Source organism: Mesorhizobium sp. WSM4823 (genome assembly GCF_055811195.1).
In genome coordinates this window covers 160,593-178,876 of sequence record NZ_JBVVQL010000008.1, presented here as the reverse complement: position 1 = coordinate 178,876, position 18,284 = coordinate 160,593, and the positions used below count along the sequence as shown (strand labels likewise).

General features: G+C 62.3%; 16 protein-coding genes. 12 read left to right on the top strand and 4 right to left on the bottom strand.

Going from position 1 to position 18,284, the window contains the following annotated elements; genetic code table 11:
* From AC0L26_RS20865 to AC0L26_RS20845, 5 genes are all read left to right on the top strand, one after another.
* A complete protein-coding gene (locus AC0L26_RS20865; RefSeq protein ID WP_473634279.1) occupies window positions 1-1,083 on the top strand; it encodes a Gfo/Idh/MocA family protein in 1,083 nt (360 codons plus the stop codon).
* A gap of 123 nt (window positions 1,084-1,206) precedes the next feature.
* A complete protein-coding gene (locus tag AC0L26_RS20860; protein WP_473634278.1) occupies window positions 1,207-2,388 on the top strand; it encodes an MFS transporter in 1,182 nt (393 codons plus the stop codon).
* Between the two features lie 102 nt (window positions 2,389-2,490).
* Window positions 2,491-3,198: a hypothetical protein gene (locus AC0L26_RS20855; protein WP_473634277.1), complete on the top strand. Its 708-nt coding sequence runs from the start codon at window positions 2,491-2,493 to the stop codon at window positions 3,196-3,198.
* Window positions 3,199-3,692: 494 nt separating this feature from the next.
* Complete coding sequence (locus tag AC0L26_RS20850) at window positions 3,693-4,700, top strand: glycoside hydrolase family 3 N-terminal domain-containing protein (RefSeq protein ID WP_473634276.1); 1,008 nt, start codon at window positions 3,693-3,695, stop codon at window positions 4,698-4,700.
* Window positions 4,701-4,775: 75 nt separating this feature from the next.
* Window positions 4,776-5,180 carry a VOC family protein gene (locus AC0L26_RS20845; RefSeq protein WP_473634275.1) on the top strand — a complete coding sequence of 135 codons (405 nt, stop codon included), beginning with the start codon at window positions 4,776-4,778 and terminating at the stop codon, window positions 5,178-5,180.
* 160 nt (window positions 5,181-5,340) lie between these two features.
* On the opposite strand, the gene AC0L26_RS20840 is transcribed toward AC0L26_RS20845, so the two are convergent.
* Window positions 5,341-6,723, bottom strand: coding sequence for an aminotransferase-like domain-containing protein (locus AC0L26_RS20840; protein ID WP_473634274.1), 1,383 nt, complete (start codon window positions 6,721-6,723; stop codon window positions 5,341-5,343).
* A gap of 142 nt (window positions 6,724-6,865) precedes the next feature.
* Between AC0L26_RS20840 and AC0L26_RS20835 the strand changes: the two genes are divergently transcribed.
* From AC0L26_RS20835 to AC0L26_RS20805, 7 genes are read left to right on the top strand one after another with little or no spacing between them, the layout of a single operon-like run.
* Window positions 6,866-8,191, top strand: a complete 1,326-nt coding sequence (locus AC0L26_RS20835; protein ID WP_473634368.1) for a hydroxymethylglutaryl-CoA reductase, degradative — start codon at window positions 6,866-6,868, stop codon at window positions 8,189-8,191.
* On the top strand, window positions 8,188-9,195 hold the full coding sequence (locus tag AC0L26_RS20830; protein WP_473634273.1) for an ABC transporter permease: 1,008 nt from the start codon (window positions 8,188-8,190) through the stop codon (window positions 9,193-9,195). Before AC0L26_RS20835 ends, AC0L26_RS20830 begins: the two co-directional genes overlap by 4 nt.
* Window positions 9,196-9,232: 37 nt before the next feature.
* Window positions 9,233-10,249 (top strand): sugar ABC transporter substrate-binding protein, encoded by a 1,017-nt coding sequence (locus tag AC0L26_RS20825; protein ID WP_473634272.1) that lies wholly within the window; start codon window positions 9,233-9,235, stop codon window positions 10,247-10,249.
* 14 nt (window positions 10,250-10,263) lie between these two features.
* Complete coding sequence (locus AC0L26_RS20820; protein ID WP_473634271.1) at window positions 10,264-12,378, top strand: ABC transporter permease; 2,115 nt, start codon at window positions 10,264-10,266, stop codon at window positions 12,376-12,378.
* Window positions 12,378-13,484: an SMP-30/gluconolactonase/LRE family protein gene (locus tag AC0L26_RS20815; RefSeq protein ID WP_473634270.1), complete on the top strand. Its 1,107-nt coding sequence runs from the start codon at window positions 12,378-12,380 to the stop codon at window positions 13,482-13,484. Before AC0L26_RS20820 ends, AC0L26_RS20815 begins: the two co-directional genes overlap by 1 nt.
* Window positions 13,477-14,991, top strand: coding sequence for a sugar ABC transporter ATP-binding protein (locus AC0L26_RS20810; protein WP_473634269.1), 1,515 nt, complete (start codon window positions 13,477-13,479; stop codon window positions 14,989-14,991). The genes AC0L26_RS20815 and AC0L26_RS20810 overlap by 8 nt, the downstream gene beginning before the upstream one ends.
* Complete coding sequence (locus AC0L26_RS20805; RefSeq protein ID WP_473634268.1) at window positions 14,975-15,853, top strand: hydroxymethylglutaryl-CoA lyase; 879 nt, start codon at window positions 14,975-14,977, stop codon at window positions 15,851-15,853. Before AC0L26_RS20810 ends, AC0L26_RS20805 begins: the two co-directional genes overlap by 17 nt.
* 44 nt (window positions 15,854-15,897) lie before the next feature.
* On the opposite strand, the gene AC0L26_RS20800 is transcribed toward AC0L26_RS20805, so the two are convergent.
* Genes AC0L26_RS20800 through AC0L26_RS20790 form a run of 3 tightly spaced genes read right to left on the bottom strand, consistent with a single transcriptional unit; the run spans window position 15,898 to window position 18,269 of the window.
* The gene (locus AC0L26_RS20800) at window positions 15,898-16,551 is read right to left on the bottom strand and encodes a nucleoside/nucleotide kinase family protein (RefSeq protein ID WP_473634267.1); all 654 of its coding nucleotides are present in this window, start codon (window positions 16,549-16,551) and stop codon (window positions 15,898-15,900) included.
* Window positions 16,548-17,441, bottom strand: a complete 894-nt coding sequence (locus tag AC0L26_RS20795) for a sugar phosphate isomerase/epimerase family protein (protein ID WP_473634266.1) — start codon at window positions 17,439-17,441, stop codon at window positions 16,548-16,550. The genes AC0L26_RS20800 and AC0L26_RS20795 overlap by 4 nt, the downstream gene beginning before the upstream one ends.
* A 57-nt stretch (window positions 17,442-17,498) precedes the next feature.
* On the bottom strand, window positions 17,499-18,269 hold the full coding sequence (locus AC0L26_RS20790; RefSeq protein ID WP_473634265.1) for an SDR family NAD(P)-dependent oxidoreductase: 771 nt from the start codon (window positions 18,267-18,269) through the stop codon (window positions 17,499-17,501).
* Window positions 18,270-18,284: the final 15 nt, after the last annotated feature.

Below are 18,284 nucleotides of genomic sequence, written 5' to 3'. Positions count from 1 at the left end.
ATGGCCCTGCGAAAAGCGAAAAATACCATAGTGTCGGGTTTGGCCGCGGCTGGGCCGCGCCCTTCGACGGTTGAGGCCCTCGACGGCTTTGGCTGGGGCCTTATCGGAGCCAGCACCATCGCGCGCGAATACATGGCCGACGCGATCCGCCGCACCGGCGGCCGGCTGCTGAGCGTGATGAGTCACGACGGCGCCCGGGCCGCCACCTTCGCGCGCGACCTCGACATTCCGGGCTCCTGCTCCGATCTTGACGTGCTGCTCACCGACCCGCAGATCGCTGCGGTCTATGTCAGCTCAACCAACACCCAGCACCGGCATCAGGTGCTGGCCGCAGCGGCGGCCGGCAAACACGTGCTGTGCGACAAACCGCTGGCCACCCGTTCCGCAGACGCGCTGAGGATGGTGCGTGCCTGCGACAAGGCCGGCGTGGTGCTTGCCGTCAATCACCATCTGCGATCGTCGCCGGTGCACCAGACGATGCAGCGGATGATCGCGGCCGGGGAGATAGGCGTCGTCCGCTCGCTGATGATCGTCCATGCCGGTTATCTCCGGCCCGTTCTGCAATCTTGGCGCATCAAGGACGCGGCCGAGGGCGGCATCTATCTCGATCTCAGCGTCCACGACGTAGACCTGGCCTCGTTCCTGCTGGAGCAGATCCCGATGACGGCGGTCGCGTTGGGCGCGGGCGTGGCGCTCGGCTCCAACACCGTCCACGATCATGCGATGTATGCGCTGAAGATGAGTGGCGGGGCTTTCGTTCAGGTGCATGAGAGCTTCGTCACGCCCGACGTGGAAAGCCAGGTCGTAGCGCTCGGCTCGGAAGGAGCGCTGATCGCGGCCGGCACGCTGGCGCAGCGTTCCACGGGAACGCTGACGCGGCGCGTGAATGGACACAACGAGTCGATCCCGCTGCGCGCCAACGATCTCTACGCGGATACCGTCAATCAATTCCTGGGCGCCATCGCCGGAACCGGCAGCCCCCGCGCCACGGGACGCGACGGATTAGCGGCGCTCGCCGGCGCCGAAGCGGTGGCAAAGGCCGCCACGACCGGCAAGGCGGTGGCGGTCCGGCATTACGAATAGAGGAGCTGTGGTTCGACGGGTCCGGCTTGAGACGCCTCGGTCTTTGCGTCCCGGCCATGAATAGCGGCCGCGGCGCGACCAGCCATGCCGTCTTCCAGACGCGGCGCAGCTAAAGGGATTTAGATGACCTTCGCCGAAATCCGAGCACCGTCCCGCACGGCATCCTTCTTGATCTTTCTTGCTGGCGGCGTTGGCATCGGTGCGTGGGCTGCCAGCCTGCCGTCGATCAGTGCGGAACTTCAGCTCGACACGGGAACACTCGGGCTCGTGCTGCTCTGCTTCGCGGCAGGCGCCATTCTGACCATGACCAATGTCGGCCGGCTGGTGCCGCGGTTCGGCACGCGCACCCTATGCTCGGTAGCCTGTACCGGCTTCGGGCTGGCGTTGATCGTCGCACCGCATGCGCCGAGCGTGATGTCGCTGGCTCTCGTCATCGCCTTCGCTGGCGCCTCGTTCGGAACGCTGGATGTGGCGATGAACACCGAAGCGGCTTTTCTGGAGCGACGTGTCGGGCGTCATATCATGTCGTCCTTCCACGCATCGTTCAGTGTCGGCAACCTGGCGGGCGCCGGCATCTGTGGGCTGATCCTATATTCTGGCGGCAATGTGCAGGCGTGTCTCGGCGTTACGGGAATGAGCGTGATCCTGTTCGGTGCGGCCGGTTGTTGGCTGAGCGAACCGCACATGTCAGCTCACAAAAATGCGAACCAAGGCTCCGCGCGGCTTGACCCGATCCAGCGGAGACGGCTGTTGCTCGTCGGCGCGATCGCGTTCCTTGCGCTGTTTGCGGAAGGGGCGCTGATGGACTGGACAGCCGTCTATCTGGTTGGCAATGCTGGTGCGTCGGAGAGCATCGGCGCTTTTGGTTTTGCGGTCTTCGCCGGTATGATGGCGATCGGTCGCATGGTCGGCGATGCCATGGCCAATGCGTTCGGGCCGGTACGGCTGTTGCGGCTCGGCAGTGCAGCAAGCGCTGTCGCGCTGGCCGCGATCCTTGGCATCCCGACGGTGCCGGTTATCTTCCTAGCGCTCATCTTGTGCGGCTTCGGCATTGCCAATGTTGTGCCTGCACTGTTTGCCGCAGCCGGCCGGATCGGCGGCCATTCGGCGGGTTCGGCGATGTCGCTCGTCGCCGCGCTCGGCTATGCCGGCCTGCTCGTAGGCCCCGCTTTCATCGGCATGCTGGCCCAGGCCACCTCGTTGAGCGCCAGTCTGTGGGTCGTGTTCATTGCCCTTCTTGTTGTCGCGCTCGGCGCCCACGCAACCCGCCCGCAACAGCTCAGACCGACGCAAACTGACGCATGATGCGCTTACTTCCACGCCGGGAATGCGTTCGCCGCGAAATTGAACGGCGATGTGGAGCGTGGTTCTATTCACCAGCATTGAGTTTGTGGAATTAGGATGCCCATGGCTGATCAAGAGAACGCACGTCGCAATCTCGCTTTTGCCGACGATTTCATCTCTGCGACACTGATCGACAACGTGCGCAACTTCGCCGTGGAGGATGGCGTCGTTGTCAACCTTTCGCCGGAGCCGATGGTGACGTTGGGCTCGGCCGTGCCTGGCATCGTGCCGGCCTGGAAGTCGACCACGCTAAAAGGTGCGAAGATCGTCAGCGCAGAGCGCGTGGCGGTGCTGAAGATGAACAAGGTCACCAACCTCGGCGGCGTTGGCCTGCGTGGCTGGGACTGGCTCGGCAACCGGATCAAGAGCTTTCCGCGCGACACCCCCCTCTACAGTTCGGCACAGGACACGGTCGGCACCGTGATGACCGACCCTCTCGCCTTCACCAACGAAAACCCGGCCGTCGCGGCAAATCAGGAATTCACGCTGAAGCTGAACCTCTGGTGGTCGCCGGGACAAACCGACTGCTTCATCCACAACGAGCACCCCTTCCTCGAAGTGCACACCCAGATCCATGGCCTCGGCCGCATGCAGAAATTCCATGAGCGGGAACAGTCCACGCTCTACGAGGATGTCATGATGCCGGTCGGCTATACCCATGACCCGTTCTGCCGCGTCGCCGGCAAGAACCGGTGGGAGTATCCGTGGCATCGCTATTATGCGGACACGGACTCGATCTGGTTGGCTATCGAATTGCACCCGATTTCCTAGACGGCCGCCGCGGCGCCCGAAAGGCCTGATGGGGTCCGTGTTTTGCCTTTCGCATGGAAAAGCCAATGGTGAATCGAGCCCGAAAAAAGCGTTCAGTTCCAATCGTAGCTCTGGCGAGCCTGATGCTATTTTCGTTGGTGGGGTACTATTTTTTCGGAGGAAAAATCGTGGCTTTCATAAACCGCACAAATCAGGAGAACGTCGAGTTATCCAGAATTAAGTGCTTGGCGTATTCTGAAGTGTCCCATGCGTATAGCGCGCAACTTTGCGAAGCGGCCGACGACGCGGAATAAGCGCGAGAAGAAGTCTGCGGTCGACGCAAGGCCAGCGCCTCGGGACGGGATGGGTTGATATCGCTCAGACCTGCGGCTGCCACAATGCCGGGCGGAACCTCAGAAAACCCGTGACTGTATCCAAGCTTCAGGCCGAAGCATTCTTCTGTGCATCGGCCGCGGCAAATTCTCTGGTTCGAACACATTTGCAAGGGACAAGACGTGGACATTATCGAACGCAACGCCCGCGCGGTTCTCCTTCCCGCTATCGACGGTCTGGAATTGACTGATGATTTGAAGCGCTATCTCGATGAAGGTGGTCGATCTCTGTTGCTCGGCGAGACGCGGGCCGAATATGTTGCGCGTCGAATGAGCGATGCCAGACGCGCCTGTGAAACAGCGGAGGACTTCCACCGTCTGGCTGGCGAGGTGGCCAGCCACGCCGACGGGGTGATGATCGCGCTCGATCAGGAGCCGGCCGGGATCGAACGTCTCCATGGTCTGGCGCCGAGCTGTGGCGATCGGGCGGAACTGCTTTCGATGCCGGATCAAACAATTCGCCAACGGGCGCACGATATAGGCCGGAAGGCGAGGGAACTCGGGGTCGGAATGTTCCTCGGTCCGGTGGTCGATGTCCTCACTGGTCACAATCCTTGGCTGCGCGGACGCACCCTCCATGCGGATTCAGTTCAGGTCGCTCGCCTCACGAGGGCGTTCATCAGCGGTGTCCAGAGTGCTGGCGTCGTGGCGGTGGCCAAACACTTTCCCGGCCACCATGACATTACGGGCGACCCGGCAATCGAACTCGCGGACGTTCGAGGGACAGCACAAGACCTCCTCCCCGGATTTGAGGTTTTCCGCTCGGCAATCCAAGCAGGCGTCCGTGCGATCATGACCGGCCCGGCGCTGGTACCCGCCATTGATTCGGAATTTCCATCCTCTCGCTCGAAGAAAACCATCGACATGCTGCGCCACGATTTTGGCTTTACCGGCATCATCGTCAGCGACGATATAGATGCTGTTGCAATGCTGCGAGGCCTCTCTGATGGCGAAACCGCGGTCGCCGCGGTGAAAGCGGGGGCCGATCTCATCCTGCTTCCGGCAAGCAGGATAGACGAGGTCGCCAAGCACATCGTTGCAGCAGTTAGATCGGGCGATTTGCCTGACCACCGGTTGGCAGACGCAATGCGCAATGTGGAGATCAACGCCGATGCTCTGGTCGCCCAATAGACCGTGTTCGACCGTGGTGGTGAACGGACGTGACGTTTCAAATACGTTTGAGGCGTTTCGGTCCGGATCGTCGGCATGGCTGCCAATCCAATGAAGGTAACGCATGTCGCACTTTGGACAGCTGACCTGGAAACATCCGCAGCTTTCTGGTCAAAATATTTCAACGCCAGGATCGGCGAGCGCTATGAAAGTCGGCGACGCCCAGGCTTTGCATCTCGGTTCGTGGAATTGAACGTAGGACCATCCATCGAATTGATGACCGGCCCGTGGGTTCCCGACGACGTCGGGCGGGGCGCCCCAGAAATCCCAGGCTGGGCGCATGTCGCGGTTTCCGTCGGCTCACGTGAAGCCGTGGACACCCTTGCCAGGCGATTTGACGAAGACGGTTTATTGGTCTCGCAGCCGCGCATGACCGGAGATGGTTACTATGAAGCGGTGACACGAACACCTGATGGCTCGCTGGTGGAGATCACATCCTGACGGCTGGGAACCGTGTGCAAATCGCGGGCAGCGAACATGATGCCAGCGGTTACGTAGCTGTCGCGCGTGAAGAGCCGTTAGATTCCTATTCATGTGCATACCGCGAACGGGGTCCAAAGCGACAATTGGAGAAGGCCTGTTTTTTACGGGCGCTGTATCGTCACGGCTGAATTGGGTCCGCGGTTGTTGCTCGAAGCAAAAAATCAAAAAACTGAGGATCTGAGGCCCACGCGACGTTGACGCGGATACCTGCCTTGGCCGGTTGACGTTCCGGTGAAAACACCGTGCCCGGCGCGATGAAAATCCCCTCGCGAGCTCCTTCCCGAGCAAGTGCGATGTCGCTGATTTGATCCGGCAGTTCCAGGTAAACGTAATATCCGCCGGTCGGCTCGGCAAAGAGCTTCATGCCTGTCTTCTGGAGACGAGGTACGACCATCTCGGTCGCCTGGCGCACCCGCTGTCCAAGGCGCTTCAGGTGTCTGCGATAATGGCCCTGGTTGATCAGCTCATGGATTAGCCGCTCGACATGTCCCGAGCTGTTGACGGTCGTCAGCATCTTCAACTCGGCCAGTGAAGCAATAACGTCGGGACGCGCCGCGATATAGCCACAGCGCAAGCTGGCAGAGAGCGTCTTGGCGAAGGTGCGGACGCAGATGACGTTCTGCAACTGATCGAGCGGTGCCAGGCCAACGCCCCGCACCGTTGGAAGATCGATGAACGGATCATCCTCGACCACCAGCATGTCGTATCGCGAAGCGATGGTCAGGATCGAATGGGCCGTCGGAAGGTTGGTCGAACTGCCGGTTGGATTATGCGCAAGCGATTGCGTAAAAAAAAGTTTCGGGCGCTCACGCTCAGCCTTGCCGGCGAGATCCTCGGGGTCTGGACCGGTCGGAGTTCTCGCCACGCCCACCATGCGGACCTGCGCCAGCTTCAGTTTGGCGAACAGCGGATAATAGCCGGGATCGTCGACCAGCACCGTATCGTCGGCAACCAGGAAGCGGCGGATGATCAGGTCCAAGGCATGGTTGGCGCCGAACGTCAGCAAGATCTGCTCAGGCGTCGCCTGTACCTCGCGTTCAATGAGGTCGAAGGCCAGCCGCTCGCGTAACGCCGGCAGCCCCATCGCCGAACCATATCCGTCGCTGCTGGATCGATGATTTCTGCCCAGCAGCCCGAGATGACGCCGCACCTCCGATTCCTCCATCCACGACGCCGGAGGGCGCCCGTCGCCGACGCGAATGGAAAAGCTCTCCTCCAATTGTGCGTTGAGCAGCGAAGCGATGTCTACTGCCTCTGCAACATGACGCGGACGCTCGCCCGGCTTCTGTCGGCCGCGTTCCACGACGGTGAAGCCTGCGCCTGGCCGAGACAACGCGATTCCGGCGGATACCAGGCGGTCGTAAGCGTCGACAATCGTGTTTTTCGAAACGTCGAACTGCTCGGCCGCCTTGCGTATCGATGGAAGTTTGGCGCCGGTGGTGAGGGAACCCGTCTCAATGCGCCTTCTGATCTCGTTGGCTACGGCTTCGGCGCGCGTCATCTTCGATCCCTTTTTGACAGTGTGCCCGAAAATGCGCTGGTACGGCGCGCGACTGTTTCTTAAAACTGTACCTTGCCTGATGGTATCAGTTGGACGATAGCTGGCTCAACAAGAAAATAGCATTCCTAGGGAGGCGTAGGTGATGGGGACTGTCCAGGAAGGCGTTGAGCCGCGGCTGAATTCCCGCATCGAAAAGTTCCGTGATCTGTCGCCGGCCGATCGCCTGGGGACGGTCGGCGACCTTGCCGGGCTCTCTCGGATGGACCGCGATGCCTTGCGTGGGGGAGGCGCGCTGCCGCTTAACATTGCCGACGGCATGATCGAGAATGTGATCGGCACGTTTGAGATTCCGCTCGGCGTCGCCACCAACTTCACCATCAATGGACGCGATTGTCTCGTCCCGATGGCAGTGGAAGAGCCCTCCGTGGTCGCCGCTGCATCGTTCATGGCGCGCATCGCCCGCGGCTGTGGCGGTTTCGAGACGTCCAGCACCGCGCCGATCATGCGAGCGCAAATACAGATACTTGGGCTGTCCGATCCTCATGGAGCACGTGCCCGGCTTTTGTCGGGCCGCGACGAGATCGTAGCTGCGGCCAACGAAAACGACCTGGTCCTGATCGGGCTCGGTGGTGGTTGCCGTGACATCGAAGTGCAGGTGTTTGAAGACACAACCGTCGGGCCGATGGTGGTGCTGCATCTTCTCGTCGACGTACGCGATGCAATGGGCGCCAACACAGTCAACACCATGGCCGAAGCCGTTGCGCCGATGATCGAGAGGATATCCGGCGGTGTCGTGCGGCTGCGCATACTTTCCAATCTGGCCGATCTGCGACTGGCGCGAGCGCGGGTGCGCCTGACGCAGGATGCGCTGGCGACGAAGGAGTTCACCGGCGAGCGGATGGCTGCCGGCATTGTCGAGGCCTGCGCGCTCGCAATCGCCGATCCGTACAGGGCGGCCACGCACAACAAGGGCATTATGAACGGCATCGACCCGGTCGTGGTCGCGACTGGCAATGATTGGCGCGCGATCGAAGCTGGCGCGCATGCCTGGGCTGCGCGTAGCGGGCGATACACATCGTTGAGCCGTTGGGAAATCGATGCCTCCGGCGCATTGGTCGGCACGCTGGAGATGCCCATGGCGCTGGGCCTCGTCGGCGGTGCCACAAAGACGCATCCGGCCGCGCGCGCCGCACTGAAATTGCTCGGCGTGAAGACGGCGCAAGAGCTTGCCGAGGTTACGGTCGCCGTTGGTCTTGCGCAGAACATGGCAGCGCTCAGGGCGCTGGCAACCGAAGGCATCCAGCGCGGGCACATGGCGCTGCATGCCCGCAACATCGCGATCGTGGCCGGCGCAACCGGCGCGGACATCGATACGGTTGCGAAGGAACTTGCTGCCAACCATGACGTCCGTGTCGATCGCGCGAAGGAAATTCTCCTGCGACTTGGCAAAGGGAAGGCTGAGCGGTGAGCGAAGCAACCGCAAACCATGGTCCTGCAGGGCTAAAAAACCTGCTGAAAAGCCAGGAAGGCATCGTCCTTCTACTGGCCGTCCTGGCTTTCGTGCTGTTCTCGCTCCTGCTGCCGTCCTTTTTCAGCGCCGGCAACATTCTCACTCTGGTCAGGAGCGTCTCTATCCTCGGCATCTTGGCGCTGGGTATGGCGCTGGTCGTTGTTGCCAGAGGCATCGACGTCTCGATGATCGCGACGATGGTCGTGTCGGTGTCTTGGGCGTTTGTGATCGCACGCTCGGGCTATTCGCTAGAGTTCGCATTGCTGATCGGCGCCCTGTTTGCGGTCGGTGCCGGAGTGCTGATCGGGACGTTGATCGCTTTCGGCGAAGTCGCCCCCATTTTCGCGACACTTGCTGCCGGCTCCGTCATCTACGGCCTCGGCAGGACCTTTTTCTTCACGCTGGAGATGCAGAACGTACCGTCAGGCGCCGCATGGTTTTCGCTGATCGGCCAAGGCCGCATCCTCGGCGTTCCGGTGACGGTGGTGATCTTCGCCATGCTTTGCCTGGCGCTGCACCTTGTGCTCAGCCGCACGCGGTTCGGCTGGCAGACCTATGCCATTGGCAACAATCCGGGCGCGGCCAGGATCACCGGCATCTCCACCCGGCCGATGATCGTTGCGCAATACGCGATCAGCGCGCTGATCGCCTACGGCGCCGGACTGGTGCTTGCCTCGTCGGCATCGGCGATCAACGCCCGGCTTTTCAATTCGACGATGATCTACGACATCCTTTTGGTCGTCGTTTTGGGCGGGATCGGTCTGAATGGCGGCCATGGCAAGGTCCGCAACGTCATTCTGGGTACGATCTTCGTCGGCATCCTGCTCAACGGCATGACGATCATGAACATCGCCTACACGATCCAGAACCTCGTCAAGGGCGTGGTCCTGCTCCTGGCCATCGTCATCGATTCGCTCGTCAATCCGCGCGACGAGCAGACATCCCAACAAGGGGATCTCTGACAGCAATTTCAACGCCACAATGCAATGGGAGGAAACCATGCGACTTCTGAAAACGACAAAATGGCTCGCCGCGGCCTGCATCGCGCTTGCAGGCATCGTCGCTGCCAGCGCCCAGGACAAAGGCCTGGAAAATCCGCGCTCTACGACGTTCCGCAAGACGCTGGAAGGCAAGAAGGTCGTCTTCCTGCCGCTGTCGATGGGCTTCGATCTGACCGAAGGCTGGGCGGCGGTGATGCGACAGCAGGCCAAACGCCTGAAATACAGTTTCGAAATCCGCGACCCCGCCTGGAGCACCGATGCGGGAACCCGCGCGCTGCAGTCGCTGATCAGCGAGAAACCGGACCTGATCGTCGCGCATAATCCCGACATCCAGTCCTATGCCCGCCTGCTCGCGCAGGCACAGGCCGCTGGCATCAAGGTGGTGCAGATCAATCTGGAATCGAACACGCAGACCGATTCCTATGTCGGCGCCGACTGGACCGAGATCGGCGAGCAGGCGGCGCAGGCCGTGGTCGACAAATGCAGCCCCGGCAAGGGCGCTTCGACCAAGGTCGCGATCGACACCGGGGTGCCGACGGCGGCGTCCGACGTGTTCCAGCTCGACGGCATCTATCGCGTGCTGAACCAGCATCCCGACATTCAGGTGGTTTCGCAGCAGGCCACCGAATACAATCCGGAAAAGGCGCGCTCGATCATGGACACGGTGCTGCAGCAGCATCCGGATCTGTGCGGCGCCATCGGCATCTGGGACAATCAGGATACCGGCACGGCGTCGGCCATCCAGCAGGCCGGCAAGGGCGCCCAGGTCTTCCTCGTCACCAGCGGCGGCGGCAACAAGGTCGGCTGCGAGAATGTCGAGAAGGGCCTGTTCAATCTCTACATCAGCTACAATGTGCCACAACAGGGCGAGATCCTGAATGCCGAGATCGCACGGCTGCTGCTTTCCGACAGCGCCGCGGGCGAGACCAAGACGCTCTACTTCAATCCGCTGACCCAGATCACCAAGGCCAACGTCAACCAGCGCAATTGCTGGACGCTGGACGACCTGAAGTAGGGAATTCCTGATTTATGGCCACCAGCGATGCGCTTTCGCGGCTGCGGTACCGGCTTTTGCCCGACCGCCTGTTCGGCGAGTTGCTGACCAAGAGCTGGATCGACAACGTCATTCCGGCTTTGGCGCTGGTGGTCACGATTCTCGTCATGATTTGGATCATTCCCGGCTATCTCTCAGTCGGGAATCTTACCGATCTCGCACGCCAGGTATCGGAATTCGGCCTCATCGCATTGGCGCTCACCATCGTCATCCTGTCGGGCGGCATCGATCTCTCGGTTGGCTCGGTGTTCGCTCTGTGCGTGCTGGCCGCCCTGGTGTCGATGAATGTGCTCGGCCTGCCGGTCGGCGTCGCGCTGGTTGCGACGCTCGCCACGGGCCTCGTCTGTGGGCTGCTCAACGGGGTCCTGATCGGCTATCTCAGGCTGCGCGCCTTCATCACCACGCTGGTGACGCTGGTCATCTACAGGGCGCTCTACGACATCATCTTTCCCCGGCTTGCCAGCGCGATCGTCGGTTCGATGCCGGTCTCCCCGACATGGGACCTGATCGGCTTCGGCGCCTTCTCCGGTATACCCGTTTCTTTCGCCATTTTCGCCGTCATTGCCATCGGCGTGCATATCGTCCTGTCGCGGCTGAGGCCGGGATGGCGTTTGCGCGCCGTCGGTGGTGCGCGCCGCTCCGCCTACAATGCCGGTGTCAACGTCAAGCTGACCGTCTGCCTTGCCTATGTCGCATCGGGCCTGCTGACCGCGATCGCTGCCTTTCTCTTTTCCGCCCGCCTCGGCAGCACCGGAGCCGACACCGGCATCGGGCTTGAGATTTCCGTGCTGACCGCCGTGGTGCTCGGCGGCGTTTCGCTGGGTGGCGGCCGCGGTTCGGTCGGCAATGCGGTGATCGGCTCAATCCTGGTGCTGATCCTGACCAGCGGCCTCATCCGCCTGTCGATGCCGGGCTCGGTCAACCAGCTGATCCTCGGCCTGGTGCTGATCGCAGCGGTGCTGTTCGATGCGAAATGGGTGAAGAACCGCGGCAAGCTGCTGAGCAAGGTCTATGTCTCGCCGACCTATCTGAAGTTGCCGAATTTGACGCCGCAGACCGGAACCGACGTGCTTGCCGTCAACGACAGGCTTGGTGCAGCGCAGCTCATCGGACTCGGCGTAGTTGAGGGTCCCGAAGACGTCTTGCTCGACCGCGACGACAATCTCTATACCGGCACACGCCACGGTACGGTCGTCCGTTTTCTTGCACCCGACTATACACGGAACGAAGTCTTCGCCCGCATTGGCGGTCATCCGCTGGGTCTCGCCTTCGCGCCGAATGGCGATCTTCTCACCTGCGTCGGCGGTATGGGCGTCTACCGTGTCTCGCCGGACGGAAAGGTGGCGAAGGTCACCGATGAAACCAATCGCAGCCTGCTGTCGGTGATCGACGATTCGCGCCTGCGGCTTCCCGACGATCTCGACATCGCACCGGATGGGCGCATCTTCTTCAGCGAAGCGACGATCCGCTACGAGATGTCGGAATGGGCGGTCGATGCGCTGGAGGGCAGGGGCAATGGGCGGCTGATCTGCCACGATCCCAGGACCGGCTCTACCCGCACCGTGCTGCGCGGCCTGATCTTCCCCAACGGCGTCACCATTTGCCGCGACGGCCATTCACTGCTCTTTGCCGAGACATGGGCGTGCCGCATCAGTCGCTACTGGTTCGATGGACCAAACAAGGGCAAGCGTGAAATCTTCCTCGACAACCTGCCGGGCTATCCGGACAATCTCAACCGCGGCTCCGATGGCACCTACTGGATCGCGCTGCTCGGCATGCGCACCAGGACCTTCGATCTGGCCATGCGCAAACCGGGTTTTCGCCGCCGCATGGCCAAGCGCATCGCCGCCGATGAATGGCTGTTTCCCAACATCAATCGCGGCTGCGTGCTGCGCGTGTCGGAAACAGGCGAGATCATCGATGCGCTCTGGGACGAGACCGGCGAAAACCATCCCTCGATCACGTCGACCTGCGAGCACAAGGGCTGGCTCTATCTGGGCGGCGTCTCCAACAACCGCATCGGCCGCGTCCGCATCGCCGGCGCCGATCCCCAATGGACGGCGCATGACGATTATTGGAGGAAGCGCTGATGGCGGGCTTCAGCGCATTCGTCCGCCGGCTGTTGGCGGCTGATGATGCCGGCATCAGCGTGCCCGCCATGGACGGCGTCTTCAAGCCGGACAATCGGCTGGAAGAGGCGGAGCGGCTCGTGTCGCTCTCTGCGATCGACAATCTTGTCTCGTCGCCGGGTGGGCTGCTGTGCAGCAGCGGCGGCACGCTTTTCCGGGTCGACCTTGGCGGAGCGAGTGCTTTGCCTGTCACGATAGCGGAGTTCGCGGCGCCGATCAGCTTTGTCGCATCGTCGCTCGATGGCCGCCTTGCCGTAGGCATCGAGGGTGACGGCCTGCAGATCGGGCAGCCAGGCGCCTGGAAGCGCATCGATCTGCCGGGCGACGTCGCGTCCTGCCTTACCGCCGGTGTCTTTGCAGTGGACGGCACGCTCTTCGTTTGCGTCGGTTCACGCAAGCACCCGGCGCGCGACTGGAAGCGCGATCTGATGGAAGGCGGCAAGAGCGGCATGGTCCTCGCCATTGATCCGGCCGAGGGTTCCCATCGTGAGCTTGCGGCTGGACTCGCATTTCCAAACGGCGCGGTCATGCTCGGCAATGGCCGTCTGGCGGTCAGTAAAAGCTGGCGCCACCGCATCGTTGCCATCGATCCGAAATCCCCGCGTCCGGTGGCAATCCTGGAGGACCTGCCGGCCTATCCGTCACGCCTGTCGCCCGCCTCCGAGGGCGGTTTTTGGATGGCGCTGTTTGCGCCGCGCCGCCAGCTTTTCGAACTGGTGCTGCGCGAGGACGACTATCGCCGCGAGATGATGGCGACGATAGATCCCGGCGAGTGGATCGGACCGGAGCTCGCCGGGTCGGCGCAGCCGGACCAGCCGTTAAGCCAGGGCTCGGTCCGGCAGATGGGCGTGCTGAAGCCGTGGGCGCCGTCACGCTCCTATGGCCTCATCGCGCGCTGCGACGACAGCGGCCAGCCCAGGGAAAGTTGGCACAGTCGCGCCGACGGCAGCATGCACGGCGTCACTTCCATCTGTGAACATGACGGCAGCGCCTACGCCGCCTCGCGCGGCTCCGGCACGCTGCTGCGCCTGCCCGGCGCGACATCTGGCGGGGTTGCACATGACTGACCCTTGCGCGACCGACGTCGTCCATTTCCGCAGGGCCACCAAGGCCTTCGCCGGAAACGCGGCCGTGCGCGACGTCGATTTCACGCTGCAGCATGGCGAAGTTCATGCGCTGCTCGGCGAGAACGGCGCCGGCAAGTCGACGCTGACCAAGGTGCTGGCCGGCCTTTATCCGCTGACCTCCGGCGAAATGCTGATCGACGGCAAGCCGGTCAGCTTTTCGTCGCCGGCCGATGCCATGAAACACGGCATCGCCATGGTGTTCCAGGAGACCAATCTCATTCCGTCGATGAACGTCGCCCAGAACATCTTCCTCGGCGAAGAGAGCTTCTTCAACCGGCTGCGCGGCGTCAACATCAAGGCGCAGCAGCACCTGCAGCGGCTGAACTTCCATGTCGAGCCGACCGCGCTGGTATCGACGCTGGGCGCGGCCAAGAAGCAGATGGTCGAGATCGCCCGCGCCGTCCACCACAACGCCCGCATCTTCATCTTCGATGAACCGACGGCGACGCTGACGCCGGAGGAAAAGCAGCACTTCTTCGCCCTGGTCGAACGGCTGAAAGGCGAGGGCGCCTCCATCATCTTCATTTCGCATGCGCTGGAAGAGGCGCTGTCGATCGCCGACCGTATCAGCGTCCTGCGTGACGGCGCGCTGATCGTCACCGACGACGCCCGCAATCTCACCCGGGAGAAAATCGTCCAGGCGATGGTCGGCCGGCAATTGACCGATGCGCTCTATGGCGACGCCGCAGCCAAACGCGTCGCGCGCCGTCCGGGCGAAAAGGTGCTGGCGCTCGAAAACGTCTCGATGGGCAAGGCGGTGCGCAGCGCCACGCTGTCGGTGTTTGCCGGCCAGGTGACCGGGCTGTTCGGCCTGGTCGGCGCCGGCCGCACCGAGATGATGAAGATCGCTGCGGGCGTTTTAAAGCGCGATTTCTTCCATGGCGGCCGTATCATGCTGCGTGGCGAGGCGGTGCGCTTCCGCGTTCCGCGGCAGGCGGTGCGGCGCGGCGTCACCTACATCACCGAGGATCGCAAGCTCGACGGCCTGTTCGACACGATGGGCATCGCCCAGAACGTGTTCCTTGGCAAACTGGCCAAGGGCTCCAATCCGGTCTCGGTGATCGGCCTCAATGAGGCGCGCCGGCAATCGGCCGAATGGATCGAGACGATGAACGTCCGCTCGATTGGCGCCAATGCGCGCGTGGTCGAGCTTTCCGGCGGCAACCAGCAGAAAGTGGTCATCGCGAAATCGCTGATCCAGGCGCCGTCGCTGATCATCTTCGACGAGCCGACGCGCGGCGTCGATGTCGGCGCCATCGCCGAGATCCACCAGATCATCGAGCGGCTTGCCGATGCCGGCGCTGCCGTCGTCGTCATCTCGTCCTATCTGCCTGAAATCCTCAATCTGTCGGACCGCATCCTGGTGGCGCGCCAGGGCCGCATCGTCGAGGAGATGACCATCGACGAGGCTTCCGAAGAAAAGATCATGTATGCCGCCGTCCATTGAACCGCCCGGCAGCGACCGGCAGGTCACCATCGTCGAAGTCGGCCCGCGCGACGGGCTGCAGAACGAAAAGCGGCTGGTCTCGACCGATGGGAAGCTGCGCCTGATCGGCCTCCTGGCCGATTGCGGCTTTGCCCGCATCGAGGCAACAGCGTTCGTCTCGCCGAGATGGGTGCCGCAGATGGCCGACCACGACGCAGTCATGCGCGGTGCCGCGCGACGTCCGGGGCTTGCGCTGTCCGCACTGGTGCCCAACGAGCACGGTGCCCGCGCCGCGATCGCGGCCGGCGCACAGGAGCTTGCGGTGTTCACCAGCGCTTCGGAGACGTTTTCGAAGCGAAACACCAACTGCACCATCGAAGAGGGGCTCGCCCGTTTCGTGCCGGTGATGGCGCTGGCCGCTGAGCATGCCTTGCCGGTGAGGGGTTATGTTTCCTGCGCCGTCGACTGTCCCTATGAAGGCCCGATCGAACCCGGCGCGACCGCGAAAATCGTTGCCCGCCTGCGCGATCTCGGCTGCGCCGAAATCGCCGTCGCCGACACGATCGGCAGGGCGACGCCGGAGCGGGTGCATGCCATGGTTCTGGCGGCCCTCGAGGAAGCAGAGGCTGCACGGCTTGCTGGCCATTTCCACGATACCAGCGGCCTGGCGCTCGCCAATGTCGATGCCGCCTGGGACATCGGGCTCAGGGTCTTCGATTCCGCTGCCGGCGGCCTGGGTGGCTGCCCCTATGCTCCCGGTGCCGCCGGCAATCTGCGAAGCGGTGCGCTGGTGGAGCACTTCGCTTCGAGGCGCATCGCAACCGGAATTAACCGAGAGTTGCTGGCCGATATCGAAAACATGCTTGCCGGGCGACGTATTTGACCGCCTGAAGTCTTCTGCGAGCGCGGCCGCGTCCCGAAGGCCCGTCAAAAATTCCGCACCACGTAATTCGCTGGCCTGCTCCTGGCTATCACAAGATCTGCGTTGCGCAGATCGTTGGCCTCCACTTTGGCTAAGACTTCTTCGGGACAAAGCCCAAGGTTCTGCCATCGTGCCGTCAGTCGTTCGGCGAGTATCGACCGCGGAACGCTAAGCGATATCTCAACGTCGAACCGCGACATCAATGCCGCCCATTTCGGATCGTCGAGCAGCAGATAGTTGCCTTCGACCAGGATGATCCGCATTGAGGGCGACACAATCTCCGCACCCGCACGCGAAATCTCGAGTGCGCGATCGAACACGGGAATAGCGACGTCGGTGCCATCATCGGCGCGCAGCCGATCGAGCATGGCAAGGAGACCATTTACATCGAACGTATGCGGAGCACCCTTGCGTGCGCGATCCCCTCTCTCCTCCAAGACTCGGTCATCGAAATGGAAGCCGTCCATCGGCACGATTTGGCTGATCCCGCGCCAAGCAGTGTTGAGTTCCGCGCGCAGCCGGTTCGCGAACGCGCTCTTGCCCGACCCAGGTGCTCCGGCAATGGCCACCAGACGCCGTGCAGGCCCCTGGCTTTCGCGCAGGTAGCTGGAGAGCGACGGGAGATCGATGTCCACTGGCCGGAACGGCGCACTGTTCATGGCAGACGACTGCGCTCCGCCTGCCTCAGACTCTCCTGAGCGGATTTCAGCTGCGCGCGCGTGTACATCAGTGCGTGCGACGCCAAGTCGTGCCCGTCTTCCCAAAGGTTGCGCCAGATGCCCAGAATACCTTCGAGCGGCTGACCGACGACGCGTGATGAGAAACTCTCGAATGCGATCGGACCGTCATAACCGGCAGCCACTATGGCTCGGAACACTTCGGCGAGGTTGATACTCCCGGATCCCATGTAACCGCGATGCGAATCGCCGGTATGGAAGTAGCCGAGATAGTCGCCAGTTTCCTTGATCGCCGAGGGAATATCGGATTCCTCGATATTCATATGGTACACGTCAAGGTGCACCTTGACGTTGGGGGCGCCGATACGCTTGCACAGCTCGACACCCTGGGAAGCTGTGTTGAGCACGTTGGATTCGTAGCGATTGACCACCTCGAGACCGAGTGTGATGCTGCTCTTGGCGGCCGTTTCAGCGACTTGCCGGAGTATGTCGGCTGACATCGCGACACCGTCGGCGGTGGTCGGGCCTGCGTTCTTTTGAAAGGCCGAGTGGAGAATACCGCAGACATGCGTCGCGCCGACATCGCGTGCGACGCTTAGCGCCTGTTCCAACTTCGCCTTGCCGCGGGCCGCCTTTGCTTTGTCGCCGCTCGATATGTCGGTGTCGGCGTCCAGGCCCAACGAAAGATTGATGCCGATGCCGTTCTTCTCCAACTGGCGACGCGTAAAATCGACGTCGATGGAGCTCGGATCAAGCGCCGGCGCCTCGATGTAATCGAACCCAACCTCAGCAGTTTTTGCAATGGCACGCGCGCACTCGTCATGGCTCCAGCCTGCCTCCCAAACAAGCGCATGAACCCCCAGCTTATTCATTGTCATTCCTTTCGATGTTTCTTGAAATCAGGTGCTGTTTACTGCCGCGATACTGGCTCACCAGCAGGTGAAGCCGCCATCCACCGGCACGATCGCGCCAGTGACGAGACTGGCGGCATCGGACGCGAGAAAATGCACGACGCTTGCAACCTCGTGGGCCTGCCCGAAGCGGTGCATCGGTGTGTCCCGACGCCATATATCAGCCAGGCCACTCGCCTCGGCATGCGCTATCAGGGGCGTCTCGATGTAGGTCGGAGCCACCGCATTGACGCGGACACCACGCCCTGCCCATTCGGCCGCTAACGACTTGGTCAGGTGGTGAACGGCTGCCTTCGAGGCGTTGTAATGGGATTGTCCTTGCGGACGGTTCACGATCGATCCGGACATGGAACCGATATTGACGATCGCACCCCGTTGGCGCGCGAGCATATGATGGCCGAAAGCGCGATTGCACCAAAACACGCCATTGAGGTTCACGTCGTTGACGGCCAGCCAGTCTTCGTCCGAGACATCTTCGGCCGCAGCGGGCGGACGACCGATCCCGGCGTTGGCGACGAGGACATCGATCACACCATGTTTCTCGGCAATTCGATCCGCGACCTGGCGCACCGCTTCTGAATCGGTGACGTCGACGAGATGGGCTTCTGTTTCGAAACCATGTCCGGCCAATTCGGCACGACCGCCGGCGAGCACGTCGGGGTCGCGGTCCAGGAGAACAAGGCGAGCGCCTGCCTCTGACAGGGCGTGCGCGATCGCCAGCCCGATCCCGCGAGCGCCGCCGGTAACGACGGCCAATCGTTGATCTAGCCGAAGCTTCTCCATGTACATGTCTAGGACCTCTTC